Origin of the sequence: Streptomyces sp. NPDC093085 (assembly GCF_040683935.1) — a bacterium.
Lineage (GTDB): Bacteria > Actinomycetota > Actinomycetes > Streptomycetales > Streptomycetaceae > Streptomyces.
In genome coordinates this window covers 58,574-75,217 of the sequence record NZ_JBFBFB010000018.1, presented here as the reverse complement: position 1 = coordinate 75,217, position 16,644 = coordinate 58,574, and the positions used below count along the sequence as shown (strand labels likewise).

General features: G+C 73.1%; 13 protein-coding genes, 3 tRNA genes and 1 pseudogene. 8 read left to right on the top strand and 9 right to left on the bottom strand.

The window, feature by feature from the left end; all coding sequences use genetic code 11:
• Positions 1 to 71: 71 nt before the first annotated feature.
• The 3 genes from purD to AB0O07_RS33035 all read left to right on the top strand — a co-directional run bounded on the left by purD (position 72) and on the right by AB0O07_RS33035 (position 6,193).
• Positions 72 to 1,415, top strand: a complete 1,344-nt coding sequence (gene purD / locus AB0O07_RS33045; RefSeq protein ID WP_365640404.1) for a phosphoribosylamine--glycine ligase — start codon at positions 72 to 74, stop codon at positions 1,413 to 1,415.
• A 376-nt stretch (positions 1,416 to 1,791) separates the two neighbouring features.
• Positions 1,792 to 3,843, top strand: a complete 2,052-nt coding sequence (locus AB0O07_RS33040; protein WP_365640402.1) for a hypothetical protein — start codon at positions 1,792 to 1,794, stop codon at positions 3,841 to 3,843.
• An 889-nt stretch (positions 3,844 to 4,732) separates the two neighbouring features.
• Positions 4,733 to 6,193 (top strand): N,N-dimethylformamidase beta subunit family domain-containing protein, encoded by a 1,461-nt coding sequence (locus tag AB0O07_RS33035; protein WP_365640399.1) that lies wholly within the window; start codon positions 4,733 to 4,735, stop codon positions 6,191 to 6,193.
• 6 nt (positions 6,194 to 6,199) lie between these two features.
• Here AB0O07_RS33035 and AB0O07_RS33030 read toward each other — a convergent pair whose 3' ends face one another.
• Complete coding sequence (locus AB0O07_RS33030; RefSeq protein ID WP_365640396.1) at positions 6,200 to 6,880, bottom strand: XRE family transcriptional regulator; 681 nt, start codon at positions 6,878 to 6,880, stop codon at positions 6,200 to 6,202.
• 87 nt (positions 6,881 to 6,967) lie between these two features.
• Between AB0O07_RS33030 and AB0O07_RS33025 the strand changes: the two genes are divergently transcribed.
• The 4 genes from AB0O07_RS33025 (at position 6,968) to AB0O07_RS33010 (ending at position 10,485) form a co-directional block, all read left to right on the top strand.
• The gene (locus AB0O07_RS33025; protein WP_365640395.1) at positions 6,968 to 7,594 is read left to right on the top strand and encodes a class I SAM-dependent methyltransferase; all 627 of its coding nucleotides are present in this window, start codon (positions 6,968 to 6,970) and stop codon (positions 7,592 to 7,594) included.
• An 85-nt stretch (positions 7,595 to 7,679) separates the two neighbouring features.
• Positions 7,680 to 8,210: a DinB family protein gene (locus AB0O07_RS33020; protein WP_365640393.1), complete on the top strand. Its 531-nt coding sequence runs from the start codon at positions 7,680 to 7,682 to the stop codon at positions 8,208 to 8,210.
• A 130-nt stretch (positions 8,211 to 8,340) separates the two neighbouring features.
• Complete coding sequence (locus tag AB0O07_RS33015) at positions 8,341 to 9,411, top strand: alpha/beta hydrolase (protein ID WP_365640391.1); 1,071 nt, start codon at positions 8,341 to 8,343, stop codon at positions 9,409 to 9,411.
• A gap of 177 nt (positions 9,412 to 9,588) precedes the next feature.
• On the top strand, positions 9,589 to 10,485 hold the full coding sequence (locus tag AB0O07_RS33010) for a phosphoribosylaminoimidazolesuccinocarboxamide synthase (RefSeq protein ID WP_365640389.1): 897 nt from the start codon (positions 9,589 to 9,591) through the stop codon (positions 10,483 to 10,485).
• Between the two features lie 57 nt (positions 10,486 to 10,542).
• Here the strand turns inward: AB0O07_RS33010 and AB0O07_RS33005 are convergent.
• From AB0O07_RS33005 to AB0O07_RS32970, 8 genes are all read right to left on the bottom strand, one after another.
• A tRNA-Gly gene (locus AB0O07_RS33005) sits at positions 10,543 to 10,615 on the bottom strand.
• Between the two features lie 43 nt (positions 10,616 to 10,658).
• Positions 10,659 to 11,267 carry a response regulator transcription factor gene (locus tag AB0O07_RS33000; RefSeq protein ID WP_365640387.1) on the bottom strand — a complete coding sequence of 203 codons (609 nt, stop codon included), beginning with the start codon at positions 11,265 to 11,267 and terminating at the stop codon, positions 10,659 to 10,661.
• Between the two features lie 56 nt (positions 11,268 to 11,323).
• A complete protein-coding gene (locus AB0O07_RS32995) occupies positions 11,324 to 12,892 on the bottom strand; it encodes a histidine kinase (protein ID WP_365640385.1) in 1,569 nt (522 codons plus the stop codon).
• Between the two features lie 133 nt (positions 12,893 to 13,025).
• Positions 13,026 to 13,904, bottom strand: coding sequence for an ABC transporter permease (locus AB0O07_RS32990; protein WP_365640383.1), 879 nt, complete (start codon positions 13,902 to 13,904; stop codon positions 13,026 to 13,028).
• Positions 13,901 to 14,881 carry an ABC transporter ATP-binding protein gene (locus AB0O07_RS32985; protein WP_365640380.1) on the bottom strand — a complete coding sequence of 327 codons (981 nt, stop codon included), beginning with the start codon at positions 14,879 to 14,881 and terminating at the stop codon, positions 13,901 to 13,903. Before AB0O07_RS32985 ends, AB0O07_RS32990 begins: the two co-directional genes overlap by 4 nt.
• 193 nt (positions 14,882 to 15,074) lie before the next feature.
• A tRNA-Gly gene (locus AB0O07_RS32980) sits at positions 15,075 to 15,147 on the bottom strand.
• 89 nt (positions 15,148 to 15,236) lie between these two features.
• Positions 15,237 to 15,308: transfer RNA gene (locus AB0O07_RS32975), tRNA-Gly, on the bottom strand.
• Between the two features lie 243 nt (positions 15,309 to 15,551).
• The gene (locus AB0O07_RS32970) at positions 15,552 to 15,887 is read right to left on the bottom strand and encodes an Lsr2 family protein (RefSeq protein WP_365640379.1); all 336 of its coding nucleotides are present in this window, start codon (positions 15,885 to 15,887) and stop codon (positions 15,552 to 15,554) included.
• Positions 15,888 to 16,343: 456 nt separating this feature from the next.
• Between AB0O07_RS32970 and purS the strand changes: the two are divergent.
• Positions 16,344 to 16,586 (top strand): annotated as a pseudogene (gene purS, locus AB0O07_RS32965) (phosphoribosylformylglycinamidine synthase subunit PurS); the annotation flags it as partial.
• Between the last annotated feature and the right edge of the window lie 58 nt (positions 16,587 to 16,644).

Sequence of the window (16,644 nt, the reverse complement as noted above, 5' to 3'; positions counted from 1 at the left end):
TTCGTGACATCGGGGGGCCCGAGGCCGAGCCCGCGAGCCCGGCCTTCCCCGTACTCCTTTAGGCTGCCCTCGTGAAGGTCCTTGTCATCGGCGGCGGCGCCCGCGAACACGCCCTGTGCCGCTCTCTCTCCCTCGACCCCCAGGTCACCGCTCTCCACTGCGCGCCCGGCAACGCCGGCACCGCCGAGGTGGCCGAGTCGCACCCGGTGGACGCGCTGGACGGCGCGGCTGTGGCCCGGCTCGCGACCGAGCTGGAGGCCGGGCTCGTCGTCGTCGGTCCCGAGGCGCCGCTGGTGGCCGGGGTCGCCGACGCCGTACGGGCGGCGGGCATCCCCTGCTTCGGCCCGTCCAAGGAGGCCGCCGAACTGGAGGGCTCCAAGGCGTTCGCCAAGGACGTGATGGCGGCGGCGAACGTCCCGACCGCCCGCAGCTACGTCTGCACCACGCCCGAGGAGATCGACGCCGCGCTCGACGCGTTCGGCCCGCCCTACGTCGTCAAGGACGACGGGCTCGCGGCCGGCAAGGGCGTCGTCGTCACCGGCGATCTCGCCGCCGCCCGTGCCCACGGGGTCGCCTGCGGCCGGGTCGTCATCGAGGAGTTCCTCGACGGGCCCGAGGTCTCGCTCTTCGCGATCACCGACGGCGAGACGGTCGTACCGCTCCAGCCCGCCCAGGACTTCAAGCGCGCGCTCGACAACGACGAAGGCCCCAACACCGGTGGCATGGGCGCGTATTCGCCGCTGCCGTGGGCCGACCCGAAGCTGGTGGACGAGGTCCTGGCGACCGTCCTCCAGCCGACGGTGGACGAACTCCGGCGCCGGGGCACGCCGTTCGCCGGGCTGCTGTACGCGGGCCTCGCGATCACCGGTCGCGGGGTACGGGTCATCGAGTTCAACGCCCGTTTCGGCGACCCGGAGACCCAGGTCGTGCTGGCCCGCCTCAAGACCCCGCTGGCCGGGCTCCTGCTGGCGGCGGCCGAGGGCGACCTCGCCTCGTACCCCCCGCTGACCTGGCGCGACGACGCGGCGGTCACCGTGGTCGTCGCCTCGCACAACTACCCGGACACCCCGCGCACCGGCGACCCGATCGAGGGGCTCGCCGAGGTCGCGGCCCAGGATGCGCCCGACGCGTACGTCCTGCACGCCGGGACCCGGCTGGAGCGGAGCGCTCCGGGAGGCGGCGGTACGGAGGCCGCTCCGGGCGGGGGCACGGAGGCCGCTCCGGGGCGCGGTACGGGGCGCGGCGACGGCGACACCGTGGTGAGCGCCGGTGGCCGTGTGCTCTCCGTGACCGCCACCGGCAAGGACCTGACGCAGGCCCGCGAGCGCGCGTACACCGCGCTGGGCCGGATCCGGCTCGCCGGCTCCCAGCACCGTACGGACATCGCGCGCGCCGCGGCGGGTGACGACACGTAGCGCCCCGCGGGGCCTGCCGCCTCCGCCTGCCGGACGGCGCAGTACGTACGCGAACCACGCGAGCCGTGACCCGTCCCGGGTCACGGCTCGCACGCGTTGGCTCGCACGCGTATTCAGCGTCACGCACCCCGTCTCAGGGGTATTCCTCCTGCATATGAGCGCGGCACCAAGAAGGCCCCGCGCGTCAGCAGCTTTGACCAGAGCCATTCCATCGAGTGACGGTTGGGCCATCCGGATGACGGGTCTCCGGGGCCCAACTAGGGTGCGGCGCATGCGTTCCGGCACTTGGCCCACCGGCATTGCGATGTCAGTGGCGGGTGCCACAGTGGGGGAGTGAGCAACGCAGCCGACACGGCAGAGGGGGTGAGGTCCGACCATGTCCGGTTCCGGAATCGGTGACGAGCTGGGCGCTCAGGGTGCCCGGGTCCGCGCGCTCGCCGTGCTGCGGCTGCGCGGCAGGGCGCTGGCCGTCGCGCTGGTGCCCGCCGCCGCTGCCGTCGTGCTGCTGGCAGGCGCGTCCACGGGGCACCTCGCGGGGGCGGGGTGGGATGCCGCGCGGTGGGTGGTGACGCCCCTCGCCGTGGCCGTGCTGGTGCTCACCGCCGCCGTGGCCGCGGTGGTGGTCCGTGCCCGGCCCGCGCTCAGCCCGACCGTCGCGGTCCCGGAGAAGGCCGCGCCCGACCTCTACCGGCTCGTCCGCGATCTCGCGGAGCGGCTCGACGTCCCCGCGCCCTCGGCGATAGCCCTGACCCCGGACTGTGACAGCTGGCTGGAGGACCGTACGCACCCGGGCCATGGGAAGCGGCGCGAACGAATATTCGATCGTGCACTCGGCCGGGCGGTTCCGTCCCCGGCCGGCGGCGACGGGGTTCCCGGCGCCCGGGGCACCGAATCGGCCGCCGGTACGGGCCGGGGCGCATCCGGCGGTAAGAGCGCCGACCGTACGCCCGGTGACGGCACGACCAGCGGCGTGGCCGGCGCCGCCCGGGGCGGGCAGGCGACGCCCGTCCTCGTCATCGGCTCGCCCTTCCTCTGGTGGATGCGCGTCGCGGAGCTACGGGCCGTCCTCGCCCCGGTCGTCGCCGGTACGGGGCTCTCCGCGCACCCGGACATAGCCGCGGCGCGGCGCTTCGTGCGCGGGCTCGACGCGGCGGTCGCCCTCGCGGACACGCCGGGGCTCGGGCCGGTCCGCAGGGTTGCCCTGGGGGCGGTCGGACGGGTCGCCCGGGTCCTGCTGCGCGGCTGCGGCGAGCATGCGGCGCTGATGGAGCGGGGGGTCGCCTCCGCCGCGTCCGAACGCGCCCAGGCGGTCGACTACGGGCTGCGGATCGTCGCCCAGGAGCAGGTGGGCCTCGCCTACGCGGGGTGGGACCGGCTGCTCACCCGCGTCGCGCTGCCCGCCTGGCGCATGGGCCGCTGGCCCTCGCGGCTCGACGCGGGGGTGGTCTCGGCCCTGACCGAGCTGTCCCGGCGGGATCGCCTCGCCGAGGGTTTCGCCTCCCGGCTGGGCGAGCGCCCCGCCTGTGACCTGCTGGAAGAGCCGGGCGCTGTCGACGAGGCCGCCTCGCTGCTCGCCGCCCGCCTCTTCCACGGCGGCCCGGCAGCGCCGGGGCCCGACTGGTCTCCGGTGGACTGGCAGCAGTATCCGGAGGAGGTCGTGGACCGTAAGTGGCGCACGGAGGCCGCCCGGCTCCACCGTGTCCTCGACACCATGGAGAGCGGCGGCATGGCCGCCGCGGGCGGTGCGGGCGGCGCCCGGGCAGGTGTTCCCACGAGGGTGGGCGGCGCGGACGTGGCGGGCGCCGACGTACGAGGCCCACGCGGCCCACGCGGGCCACGCCCCCCGGGAGCCGTCGGGCCGGCGGGCGCGGTGGCCGCTCAGGAGCCCCGGGGGACGCTGGGCTCCGGCGGATCCGGGGCCGCGCAGGGGCCCACCCTGGCGCGGGTCATGGACCACCTCTCCGCCACCGGACCCACCGGCTCCGGCCCGGGCTCCGGCCCGGGTGGTGTCGTCGGCGGGTCCGGCGGCGCCGGAGAGGCCGGCGAGGCACTCGCCGCCGGGATCAGCGCCGAGCTGGCCAGGGAGGAGGCCGCGGCCCCGGTCGCCCCGGCCGAGGCGGGGGGCGACGCGCTCGCGCTCTGGGGCGCGGACCCGCTGCCGCTCTTCCCGCTCCAGCCGCCGCGTACCGGCCGGGAGCTGCTCGCCGACCACGTCACGGCCATGGTCTGCTGCTCGGCCGTCGACACGGCGGGCGCCGCGCCGGGCCTGGACTGGCTCGACGGCCCCGCGCTCCTGGTCGACGGCGTACGGAGGGCGGACCTGGGCGGCCGCGTCCTCAGCCTGGTGGAGAGCGGCGACCCCGAACCCCTCCGCTCCTGGCTCACCTCCCTGGGCATCCGCCCGGAAAAACCCGTACGCCTGGTCTGACCCCAGGGCCTCCACACCAGCTCCCCCCTCCGCACCGACAAGCCGCCTTCCGGCCCCCGGCCCCCGAAGCCCAACGCCCGAGCCCATCCGTGCCCTGGCCCAGGCAGGCCCCGCCCCAGCTCCTCCGCCCCTGAAGCCCGCCGGGCACGCCACACCCCGGCCCGAGACCGCCCCGGCCCCGCCCGGCCCCGAAGCCCAACGCCCGAGCCGAGCCGCACCCCGGCCCGACGCCGCTCCGACCTTGGCTCTCCGGGCCCCCGAAGCCCGCAGGGCGAGCCCGCACTCTGCCCCGGCGCCGCCCCGGCCTCGGCCCTCCGGGCCCCCGAAGCCCGTCCGCCCAGGCCCACGCCCCATCCCCCGCCCCGCCGGCTCTCTCCTCCACCCCCCCCGGGCCCCCAGCGCCGCTCCACCCCCCCTGTACTCCCATCCGTACTCCCATCCGCACCCCCATTCACGCCCCCACACGCCCCCTCCCCCTTCGGCTCCCGTGTCGTGCGCCCCGGGGCTCGTGGGGCCGCGCTTCCTTGGGCTCCGTGCCCCTCGGGTGCCGAGGCGGCTCTCCCCCGGTGGCCGGATGCGGTCCCCGGTGCCGTCGGTTCCGCTTCCGTTTCGGCACCGTACGAGGGCATTTGCGGACCCGGGCCCCCTACCACGCGTCCGAACTCCTATACCGGAGTGCCGCGTTCCGTTCACGTCAATTCACGACGAATGGTGACGGGCCACACGCGTCTTGTGATGTGCTGGTGTCCGGAGCCGACCGTCAACCGTGTCACCGACCGGCCAAACGACCGTCATACCGTCGTATCCCCGGCGCGTCGGCGCACGTATCGACGCGTGCATCAACATCCGTGCCCCTCCCGGGCGCGGCGGTACGGAGGAGGGGCGCACCATGGGGGCGGACCAGATCCGGCGATGGGAATCGGGCGCTCTCGCGCATGCCGTGAGCGACCCGTTCGGCCAGGGCCCGCTGCCCTGGCTCCGCGGCAGCGAGAACTACCTCGACGACAGCGGGCAGGTCGTCCCCTGGTACGCCGACCCGACCCTGAGCGCCGGGCGCAGCGGCGGCCCCCGTACCGCCGACGACGTACACCGCCAGATCAAGGGCTTCGCCTCGCACGGCGCCGTCGCCCCCGGCGAGTCGATCGACTTCCATGTCACGGTCACCCCGCCCCAGGACTTCTTCGTCGACATCTACCGGATCGGGCACTACGGCGGCGACGGCGCCTCGAAGATCACCACCAGCCCCCGGCTCTCCGGCATCGTCCAGCCCGCCCCGCTCGCCGCCGACCGCACGGTCTCCTGCCACCACTGGTGGCTCTCCTGGCGCCTCCACATCCCGTCGTACTGGTCCCTCGGCGCGTACGTCGCCGTCCTCACCACCGTCGACGGCTACCGCTCCCACATCCCCTTCACCGTCCGCGACAGCCACCCCGCCGATCTGCTCCTCCTGCTCCCCGACATCACCTGGCAGGCGTACAACCTCTACCCCGAGGACGGCCGCACCGGCGCCAGCCTCTACCACGCCTGGGACGAGCAGGGGCGGCTCCTCGGTGAGCAGGACGCCGCGGTCACCGTCTCCTTCGACCGCCCCTACGCGGGCGCCGGCCTCCCCCTCCACGTCGGCCACGCCTACGACTTCATCCGCTGGGCCGAGCGCTACGGCTACGACCTCGCCTATGCCGACGCCCGCGACCTGCACGCGGGCCGCGTCGACCCCACCCGCTACCGGGGCCTGATCTTCCCCGGCCACGACGAGTACTGGTCGGTCCCCATGCGGGCCACCGCCGAGGCCGCCCGCGATCACGGCACCTCGCTCGTCTTCCTCTCCGCCAACACCCTCTACTGGCAGGTGGAGCTGGGCCCCTCCGCCTCCGGTGTCCCCGACCGCCTCCTCACCTGCCGCAAACGCCGCGGCCCCGGCCGCCCCACCCTCTGGCGCGAGGTGGACCGGGCCGAGCAGCAGCTCCTCGGCATCCAGTACGCGGGCCGGGTCCCCGACCCGCACCCCCTCGTCGTACGGAACGCCGGGCACTGGCTCTGGGAGGCCACCGGCGCGGGCGAGCGCGACGAGATCGCGGGGCTGGTGGCAGGGGAGGCGGACCGTTACTTCCCGCGTACGGCGCTCCCCGAGCACCAGGACCGGATCCTGCTCGCGCACTCCCCGTACCGCGACAGCGAGAACGCCAAGCGCCACCAGGAGACCTCCCTCTACCGGGCCCCGTCCGGCGCGCTCGTCTTCGCCTCGGGCACCTTCGCCTGGTCCCCGGCGCTCGACCGGCCGGGCCATGTCGACCCCCGTGTCCAGCGCGCGACGGCCAACCTCCTCGACCGCATCTGCAAACGCGACTGACCGGGTTCACCGCCGGCCGCTGTTCCCGGGCGGGCGGTCAGGGCCGGTGTGTGGGGCAGGTGAGGTATGTGCAGTACGTGTCATACGTGACGTAAGTGCTGTACGTGCTGTACGTGCCGTACGCGCGTCCGTCCGCACCCCGTCGAGGCCGAACAGGACGAGGAGTTCGACCGCGCCGCCGTCGGCGCTGCCCAGCCAGTGCGGCAGGGACGTGTCGAACTCCGCCGTCTCACCGGGCGGCAGGGTCAGATCGCGTTCGCCGGTCACGAGCCGCAGGCGTCCGCTGAGGACGTGGAGCCATTCGAAGCCCTCGTGGGTCCGCGGGGCGGGTTCGAGCGGGGCCGGCCGGGCGGGGATGATCATCTTGAAGGCGTGCACGCCGCCCGGGCGCCGGGACAGGGGCACGAAGGCCATACCGAACCGGTTCATCGGTTTGAGATGGATCCGGGGGTCGCCGGTGCGCGGGGCGCCGACGAGGTCGTCCAGCGGAACATCGTAGACGCGGGCCAGTGGCAGCAGCAGCTCCAGGCCGGGTCGGCGCTGTCCGCTCTCCAGCCGGGAGAGGGTGCTCTCCGACACGCCGATGGCCGACGCGAGGGCGGCGAGGGTGATGCCACGGTCACGGCGCAGCGCACGGAGCCGTGCCCCCACCGCGTCAAGGACGTCGTCGTCCGTCGGGTGATCCATGCGTCCACCTTGCGGGTGTCGCAAGATTCCGTGCCAGTTCCTGTCGCGCCTGCCGAGACTGAGCGCCTACCGAGGCGAGGAGTCTTGATGAGCACCACTGATGCGGTCGCGTTCTGGGACGGCGTCCACGCGGCCCGGCCGGCCACCGGCGACCCGCGGCCGAACGCCCGCCTGACCGAGACGGTGACGGGCCTGCCGTCCGGCGAGGCGCTGGATCTCGGCTGCGGCAACGGCGGCGACGCGCTGTGGCTGGCCCGCCGGGGATGGCGGGTCACCGCCGCCGACATCTCGCCCGTGGCGGTCGAGCGGCTCACGGAGCTGGCCCGCTCGTACGGCGTGGACGGCCGCGTCACCGCCGTGCGGGTCGACCTGCGCACGTCCTTCCCGGCCGGCGCGTTCGACCTGGTCTGCGCCCACTACCTGCACACCCCCTTCGACCTGGACCGGGCAGCCGTGCTGCGTTCGGCGGCCCATGCGCTGCGTCCGGGCGGGCGGCTGCTCGTCGTCGACCACGGCTCGGCCGCCCCGTGGTCCTGGAACCAGGAACCCGACGTCCGCGCGCCGGGCCCGCGGGAGGTCGCCGACGGGATCGGCCTGGACCCGGGGACCTGGACGGTCGAGCGGGCCGAAGCGCCCCGCCGGATCGCGACCGGACCGGACGGGCGCACCGCCGAGGTCACCGACCACGTCCTCCTCGTCCGTCGCACCGGCTGACCCGGCGGCCGGTGCCGGCAGCCGGTACCGGTAGCCGGCACCGGCGGCGAGCGCCTGCCCCCCCGACCCAGGACGGAGAAACCCCATGCCCAGCACCACCCCACCGCCCAGCACCACCCCACCGCCCAGGACCGCGCACCGCGACACCCCACCGCCCAGGACCGCGAACGGCGAGATCGAGGTCCTGCGCGGATTCCTCGACTACCTCCGGGAGTCGATCGCCAGGAAGGTCGACGGAGCCCCCGAGCCGCAGGTACGGGCGGCGGTGGTCCCGTCGGGCACGAACCTGCTCGGCCTCCTCCACCACCTGACGTACGTCGAGCGCTCGCTGTTCCTCGGGGACGAGGTCACCGACTGGCAGGCCACGTTCCACGCCGCGCCGGGGGACGGTGTGGCCGAGGTCGTCGCCCGCTACCGGGACGCGGTGGAGCGCGCGAACGACGTGCTCGACGGCTGCGCCGATCCCGGAGCACCGGTCCCCCGGCCCCGGCCCCGGCCGGACCGCCCCGCTCCCAGCATCCGATGGGCGCTCGCCCACATGATCGAAGAGACCGGCCGGCACGCGGGCCACGCGGACATCCTCCGCGAGCTGGCCGACGGCACGACCGGCCGCTGACCCTCACTCTCCAGAACGGAAACGCATGATCACAGCACCACCGTCACCGCCGTCACGCCGCCGCTTCCCGCGCCCCCTGCGTTCCCCGCGCCCCGGACCGCGCCCCGCGCGCTCCCCGCGATCCACGCGCATGGCGGCAGCCATGATGCTCACCCTTCTGCTCACGATCGCCACCACGGCCTGCTCCACGCAGACATCCACGCCCGCATCCGGGCCATCGTCCACGTCCGCGTCCACCTCCGCGTCCACGTCCGCGTCCGCGTCCACGCCCGGGTCCTCACCGGCAGCTGGCGCCGGCGTTCCCGCGTACGCCGCCGTCACGCAGGACGATCCCCGGTTCGCGAAGACCTTCCGGCACGAGTTCGCCGACGTCGACGGCGTTCGTATGCACTACGTGACGGGCGGCAGCGGCACACCGGTCGTCCTCATACACGGCTGGCCACAGACCTGGTTCGGCTGGTGGCCGATCATGCCGGAACTCGCCGAGCGCCACACCGTGTACGCCGTCGACCTTCCCGGACTGGGCGACAGCACCGGCTCACCGACCGGCTACGACAAGGCCACGCTGGCGCGGTACGTGCACGAGCTGATCTCCGACCGGCTCGGGGTGCGGGACGCCCGTGTCATCGGACACGATTTCGGTGCCGCCGTGGCATTCCAGTACGCCGCCCAGTTCCCCGACGACACCGCGCGCCTCGGCTATCTCGACCTGCCGCTGCCCGGGCCCGCGATCGACGCGCGCACCTACTCCACACTGAGCTGGCACATCGCCTTTCACTCCCAGCGACGGATCCCTGAGGCGGTCGTGGCCGACGATGTCCGCGCGTACCTCGCACTCTTCTATCCCCAGGTCGCCTTCGGCGGCAGGGCGTTCGGCGGGACCTCCGACCGCTCCCCGTTCACCGACCGCGAGATCGACGAGTACGCACGGACCTACAGCAGGCCCCCGGTCCTGTCGGGCGGCTTCGAGCTCTACCGCGCCCTCGGCAAGGACGTCCGCGACACCGTGGCGGCCACTCCGGTACGTGTTCCGGCCCTGCTCATGACCGCCGAGGGACAGCTTGACGCCATCAAGGGCACCGTGGCCCCCCGCATGACCAACATCGTGCGAGCCGTGGACGTGCCGAAAGCCGGGCACTGGCTCGTCGAGGAAAACCCCCGGTTCGTCACCGCCGAACTCCTCCGTTTCCTCGACGGATAGGCCACGGACAGGCCACGGGCAGGCCACGGATGGGCCAGGGACAGGCCGCGGACAGGCCGGTCACGCGCGGTACCGCACGCCCGCCCCCCGGCCCCCTGCGAGCCGCCGCGTCCGGCATACGGGAGAATCGAGGCGATCTCTGGGACCTGAGATCGGACAGAACCACGCGGAGGAACCGTGTCCGGATTCGTAGAAGAGCCCGAGCCCCTTGAGGTGCCGGGTCTGGTGCATCTCCACACCGGCAAGGTGCGCGACCTGTACCGGAACGAGGCGGGCGACCTGGTCATGGTCGCCAGCGACCGTATCTCCGCGTACGACTGGGTCCTGCCCACCGAGATCCCGGAGAAGGGCCGGGTCCTCACCCAGCTCTCGCTCTGGTGGTTCGACCGGCTGACGGACCTCGTCCCGCACCATGTGATCTCCACGGACGTCCCGGCCGGCGCCCCCGCCGACTGGGACGGCCGTACGCTCGTCTGCCGGTCGCTCGACATGGTCCCGGTGGAGTGCGTCGCGCGCGGCTATCTCACCGGCTCGGGCCTGGCCGAGTACGAGGACTCCCGCACCGTCTGCGGGCTCGCGCTCCCCGAGGGGCTGGTCGACGGCTCCGAACTGCCCGCCCCGATCTTCACCCCCGCGACCAAGGCGGCCGTCGGGGACCACGACGAGAACGTCTCGTACGACGAAGTGGTCCGCCGGGTCGGCACCGAGAACGCGTCCCTGCTCCGCCGCACCACCCTGGACGTCTACGGCCGGGCCCGGGACATCGCGCGCGACCGGGGCATCATCCTGGCCGACACGAAGTTCGAGTTCGGCTTCGACGGGGAGCGCCTGGTCCTCGCCGACGAGGTGCTGACGCCCGACTCCTCGCGCTTCTGGCCCGCGGCCACCTGGGAGCCGGGCCACGCCCAGCCCTCGTACGACAAGCAGTACGTACGCGACTGGCTGACCTCACCGGCCTCCGGCTGGGACCGGCACGGGGAGCTCCCGCCGCCCCCGCTGCCCGAGGACGTCGTGGCCGCGACCCGCGCGAAGTACCTGGAGGCGTACGAACTCCTCACCGGCAAGACCTGGTAGCCCCGGGATCAGCGAAAAGCCCCCGGCCGAAGATCCGGCCGGGGGCTTCCCGTTCTGAGCGGACGACCAGGTTCGAACTGGCGACCTCAACCTTGGCAAGGTTGCGCTCTACCAACTGAGCTACGTCCGCACGCGCCGTCGTGCTTCCCGCTCTCGCGGTGGCGCGAGGCCAACTATACCCAACCTCGCTCGCGTGCGAGACGCGCCGCCGTATGCCGGTTCTCCGCCCCCAGCTTGGTGGCCGCGGCGGACAGGTAGTTCCGTACGGTCCCCTGCGACAGGGCGGCGCGGGCGGCGATCTCCGCGATCGGCGCACCGTCCGCCGCGAGCTCCAGGACCTCGGCCTCGCGGGCGGTCAGCGGCGAGTCCCCGGCGGAGATCGCGTCGGCCGCCAACTCCGGGTCCACGAACCGGTTACCGGCGTGCACCGCCCGGATGATCTCCGCGAGCCGCCGCGCGCTGACCGTCTTCGGCACGAAGCCGCGCACCCCGGCCGCCAGCGCCCGCTTGAGATGTCCCGGCCGGCCATGGCTGGTCACGATCATCGTCCGGCAACCGGGCAGTTCGGCCCGGAGCGATGTGGCGACTCTCACACCGTCCGCCCCTGGCATCTGGAGGTCCAGCACGGCGACATCGGGACGGTGGGCGAGCGCCATCGCCAGCGCCTCGTCCCCACTGGCCGCCTCGGCGACGACCACCAGGTCGTCCTCCAGCCCGAGCAGCGCGGCCATGGCCCCCCGGATCAGATGTTCGTCGTCCGCCAACAACACCCGAACCGGCATCGCACCAGCCTCCCCGGCAGCCCCCGTCGCCCCCGTCGGCCCCGTCGGTACGGCCATCACGCCGGCACCCCCGCACCCGTACCGGTACCGGACCCCGACCGCTCGCCCGAGTCGTCCCACGCCGCCCCGGCGCCGTCGCCCAGGGGACCGCCCCGCCCCGGCCGCTCGCCCGCCCCGGACCACGCCCCGGCCCCGGCCCCGGCCAGGCGACCGCCCCCGCGTGGCCTTCGGCCCGGCGCCGTCCCCGGTGCCGGCAGCGGTATGCGTGCCGTCAGGCGGAAACCGTCGCCCTGCTCCGTCCGGGCCGCCTCCAGGGTTCCGCCCACCGCGGCCAGGCGCTCGCGCAGGCCGGCGAGGCCCGAGCCCTTCCTGGCGTTCTCGGCCGGACCGGCCTCCGGCACTCCGTCGTTCTCCACGGTCAGTACCGCCTCCCAGCCCTCGTCTCCGCCCGCCCGACCCGGAACGTCCACACCCGCGCCCCTTACCTCCGGCACGTCCCCTGCCCCATCCCCTGCCACATCGCCTGCCCCATTGCCTGTCCCATCGCCCGTCGCTTCCCCCTTCGCATACGGCTCCTCCGACAGCCGTACGGTGCACCTGCGCGGGTCCCCGTGGCGCAGGACGTTGGTCGTCGCCTCGCGCACCACCCACCCCAGCGCCGACTGCACCTCGGCCGGCAGCCCCGCGCCGCCCCCGGTCCGGGGCAGGCCGCCGGGGATGCGGCCCTCGATCGTCTCCACACCGTGTATCCGGCAGTCGATGCCCGCCGCCTCCAGCACGCCCCGGGCGCCCTCCAGCTCGGTGTGGAGATTCGCCTCGCGGTAGCCGCGTACGACCTCCCGCACCTCCCGCTGGGACTCCCGGGCTATCCGCTGCACCTCGGTCATCTGGTCCACCGCCTGCGGTCGGCCCCGCTCGGCGAGCTGCACCGCCAGCTCGCTCTTCAGGGCGATCACCGCCAGATTGCGGCCCAGGACGTCGTGGAGGTCACGGCCGAACCGCAGCCGCTCCTCCGCCACCGCGAGCCGCGCCCTCAGCTCGTGCGCCTCGTCCAGCTCCCAGACGATCCTGACCAGCCAGATCGAGAAGACGGAGGCGACGGAGAACAGTCCGGACATCAGCATGACCGCGACGAAGTTCGCTCCCGCCTGGCGCCATCCGGCCCCCAGCAGCACGGTCGCGACAGCGGTCAGCACCGGGACCCCGAGCACCACCCCCACGCGGTGCGCCGTCGTCCGCAGAGCCACCACGAGCGCCGAGACACCGAACCCGCAGAGCATCATCAGCAGGGCGGCGAACACGCCGAGCCTGGCGGACTCGTAGTTCCTGAACAGCGCGAGCAGCCCGAGGATCTCCACGGCCGACACCACACCGACGGCGACCGCCAGCCGTACCGGCCGGGGGCGCCGGTCCAGCCGCCACTCCATCGCCCGTACGCAGAGCACGGTGCAGAGCACGCTCTGGAGGAGGAGCGGCAGCGGCGCCCAGAACATCCGCTCCGCGATGAGCCCCGGCAGGTTCAGCACGAAGACGAGACCCCCCGACCCGTAGAACGAATAGCGGGTGTAGAGCTCGACCTTCGACGAGGCACGGCCCTGCCGGTGCATATCGGTCATCCTGGCCATGGTCCGGGCTTCCTTCCTGCTCTGCGCTTCCGCGGCTCTCCGCCGGTCGTCCGGCTTTTCCTGTCCCTCAGGGTTTCCTCGTCCCCCAAGGGCCCTTGCCGTGTGCCCCTCAGCCCCTCAGCCCCTCAGCGGCTCAGCGGCGCGGCTCCCAGCGGAACCAGCGCTGTACGGCGAAGAGCGAAAGGGCGATCCAGACCAGCGCGCTCAGCGCCGCCCTGAGCAGGTCGTACCCCTCCGCCCCGCCGAGCCATCCCGCCCGTATCAGGGTCATGACCCCGGTCACCGGCAGGAGCTCGCAGACGGCCGCCAGCCGGTCCGGCAGCACCTCCAGCGGTACGAAGAGCCCGGATCCCACCACCGAGGTCAGGAACAGCGGCATGATGGTGAGCTGGGCGCTCTCCACGGTACGGGTGAACGCCGAGGTGACCGCCGCGAGAGCGCTGAGCAGCAGCAGTCCGCCCAGCAGCCCGGCGAGGAGCAGCAGCGGGTTCGACGGCGCGCGGACCTCCAGGAACGCCACCGCGCCCGCGATCATCAGACAGGACTGGATGAAGGCGAGCGAGACCGCGGGCAGCGCCGTGCCGGCCAGGATCTCGCGGTCGGACGCCTCGACCGTACGGAGCCGCTTGAGCACCAGGTCCTCGCGCCGGGCCGTGTACGCGGAGGTGAGGTTGGCGTACACCGCCATGACCAGCACCACGCCGAGGCTGCCGGCCATCGCGACCTCGATCCCGCTCGCCCCGAACCCGCTGAGGTCGACTTCCTTGAGGGACGCCTTGATCGCCCCGATCATGGCCACCGGCACCACCAGCGAGGCGAAGAGCGCCGCCCTGTTGCGGACCAGCATCACGTACTCGGCCCGCCCGAGCGCCTGAAGCCGCCCCACGGCCTTCGTCCGCTGCCCACCGCGCCGTACGGTCCCCCGGCCGCCCGGAGGGGGCGCCGTGCCGGCCGCGTCCGCCGGACCGGTCACGTTCACGTTCGTCGTGTTCGTCGTGTTCGCCGTGCTCATCGTGTCTCCCCCGTCTCCACGCGCCGCGACGCGATATCCAGAAACGCCTCTTCGAGGGAGGCGGAACGGGCGTCAAGCCCCATCAGCTCCACCCCCGACTCCTCGGCCCAGCGCAGCAGTTCGCCCAGATCCCGCTGGAGCCGCCGGGTCCGTATCTCCACCCGCCCGTCGGTGGGCTCCGCCGCCCGCAGCGAGAGCGGGAGCCGCCCGGCCGGCACCCCGGCGGGCAGGGCGAAGCGGATCCGGGCCGGCCGGGACGCGGTCACCTCGGCCGGGGTGCCCGAGACCTCGATCCGGCCCCGGTGCATGATCGCCAGCCGGTCCGCGAGGGTCTCGGCCTCCTCCAGATAGTGCGTGGTCAGTACCACCGTCGTCCCCTCCGCGCGGAGCGCCCGCACCAAGTCCCAGGTGTCGCGCCGCCCTTCCGCGTCCAGCCCCGTCGTCGGCTCGTCCAGGAAGAGCACCTCGGGCCGCCCCAGCAGCGCCAGCGCCAGGTCCAGGCGCCGCCGCTCACCGCCCGAGAGCTGCTTGACCCGTACGTCGGCCCGGTGTCCCAGCCCCACCAGCTCCAGCGCCTCGCCGGTCGGGCGCGCGCCGCTGGTCACCCCCGCGCACATCCGTACCGTCTCCGCGACCGTCAGCTCGGCCGGGAAGCCGCCCTCCTGGAGCATCACGCCCACGCGGGGGCGCACGGCCGCCCGCTCCGTGTACGGGTCGTGGCCCAGCACCCGGATCGTGCCGCCGCTGGGCCGGGCGAGCCCCTCCAGCAGCTCGACCGTGGACGTCTTGCCCGCGCCGTTCGTCCCGAGCAGCGCGAACAGCTCACCGCGCGCCACGGAGAAGGAGATCCCGTCGACCGCCGTGTACCCGCCCGTGTACGTACGCCGCAGCGCGGCCACGTCGATCGCCGGCGCGGAACCCTGGGCCGGGGCCCGCGCCGGGGTGTACGTCGTCTCGTGCGTCGATGCCTGAGTCATGCTTCCAGGGTTCTCGTGGAACCGGCCCTTCAGCAGTGTCTCCTGTCACCGGATCCGATGACATTTGTCAGCCGGACCACATGACCCGGAACACATGACCCCGACCGCATGACCCGGAACACATGCCCGGACCACATGACGGTGCGCACGCACGAAGAAGGCCCCGGTCTTTCGACCGGGGCCTTCTTTTCCGAGCGGACGACCAGGTTCGAACTGGCGACCTCAACCTTGGCAAGGTTGCGCTCTACCAACTGAGCTACGTCCGCATCGCATCGGGCGGTGCTCGATGCGTCCATCACTCTACCTGATCCATTGAGCCGGATCACCCGGATTCCCCGGACGGTTGGTGATGTAGAGCGGGTGACAGGAATTGCACACTGCGCCTCCCCCTTGGAAAGGGGGCGTTCTACTACTGAACTACACCCGCACGCTGCCCGGGTTTTGGCTTTTCGGCCTTGCCCCTCGGCGTGTTCCAAACTCTAGCCGATCGATGGGGGTGCTGTGCAACTCCGGGCCCGGGCACCTCACTCGGCCGGCGTCCACGGGTACGGAATCCGGGGCCCGCGGCCGCGTGCGGAGTCCGCGCCCGTAGCCGCGGAACAGCGGAACACACGTGCGGGCAGGACGCCTCCGCGGCGCCCCGCCCGCACCCCTGCGCGGTCCCCGCCGCTCAACTCGCCTCGTGGAACGCCTCGTACACCCGCTTCGGGATCCGGCCCCGCGCCGGTACCTCGATCTTGTGCGCCTGCGCCCAGGCCCGCACCGCCGCCGGGTCGGGCGCGAGCGCCGTGTGCCGATACGTGGAACGGGACTTACCGTTCTTACTGGCATTTGTCTGCTTTCGGCCGGCCGCCATGAAGGGCGCCAGAGCCTTGCGCAGTTTCTTTGCGTTGGCAGGATTGAGGTCGATCTCGTACGACTTCCCGTCCAGGCCGAACGCGACCGTTTCCGCCGCTTCCCCGCCATCGATGTCGTCGGAGAGCGTGACCACTACGCGCTGCGCCACGGATAAGGTCCTTTCGTGCGGTGCCGCCCGCGCCCGGCCGTGCCCGACTTGTGCGGGAAACACGGTGACGTGCGGCGATACCGGCCTTCCGGCTGTTATGGGGCAATGCTTCTTTCCGCTGTATTCCTTTGTACAGCGGAAGAGGGCGCATTGTGAAGCCCAGCCAATTACATCAGCGTGTCCTCCGGCAATGAGGGGACAAGATTTTTTCCCGGGATTTTTCCCGGCGTTGTTCCGGGGTGATCTCGCGGTGATCGTGTGTCGATGGCGTGATGGCGTCGCATCCGCGTCGCATCGGTCCCGCCGCCCGCGCGGATCTCGAATGCGGACATATCTACCCGCGTAGAAATTTCGGCCGGGTACGCTGACGGTACCTGAGGTACCTCGGGGAGTCTGGGGGATTCCCCGCAGGACACAACAGCGAGAACCAGCCGCACCACACCACCGGGAGTGCACGTGGCACGCGTCGTAGTCGACGTCATGCTCAAGCCGGAGATCCTCGACCCGCAGGGCCAGGCGGTGCAGCGCGCACTGCCCCGCCTGGGCTTCGAGGGCATTGCCGATGTCCGTCAGGGAAAGCGTTTCGAGCTGGAGGTGGCGGGCCCGGTCGACGAGGCGGCCCTTGCCCGCATCCACGAGATGGCCGAAACCTTTCTGGCCAACACCGTCATCGAGGACTTCGTCGTGAAGATCGACGAGGAGATCCACGAGCGGACCGGCGGGACGACCGACGGGACGACCGGCGGGACGGGCGACG

Excerpts from the sequence above, each read along its gene's own strand:
- AB0O07_RS32995 (WP_365640385.1), bottom strand. The coding sequence starts at position 12,892 with ATGGCCAGGATGACCGATATGCACCGGCAGGGCCGTGCCTCGTCGAAG.
- AB0O07_RS33000 (WP_365640387.1), bottom strand. The coding sequence starts at position 11,267 with ATGCCGGTTCGGGTGTTGTTGGCGGACGACGAACATCTGATCCGGGGG.
- AB0O07_RS33020 (WP_365640393.1), top strand. The coding sequence starts at position 7,680 with ATGCCCAGCACCACCCCACCGCCCAGCACCACCCCACCGCCCAGGACC.
- AB0O07_RS33025 (WP_365640395.1), top strand. The coding sequence starts at position 6,968 with ATGAGCACCACTGATGCGGTCGCGTTCTGGGACGGCGTCCACGCGGCC.
- AB0O07_RS32990 (WP_365640383.1), bottom strand. The coding sequence starts at position 13,904 with ATGAGCACGGCGAACACGACGAACACGACGAACGTGAACGTGACCGGT.
- AB0O07_RS33040 (WP_365640402.1), top strand. The coding sequence starts at position 1,792 with ATGTCCGGTTCCGGAATCGGTGACGAGCTGGGCGCTCAGGGTGCCCGG.
- AB0O07_RS33035 (WP_365640399.1), top strand. The coding sequence starts at position 4,733 with ATGGGGGCGGACCAGATCCGGCGATGGGAATCGGGCGCTCTCGCGCAT.
- AB0O07_RS32985 (WP_365640380.1), bottom strand. The coding sequence starts at position 14,881 with ATGACTCAGGCATCGACGCACGAGACGACGTACACCCCGGCGCGGGCC.
- AB0O07_RS33030 (WP_365640396.1), bottom strand. The coding sequence starts at position 6,880 with ATGGATCACCCGACGGACGACGACGTCCTTGACGCGGTGGGGGCACGG.
- AB0O07_RS33015 (WP_365640391.1), top strand. The coding sequence starts at position 8,341 with ATGGCGGCAGCCATGATGCTCACCCTTCTGCTCACGATCGCCACCACG.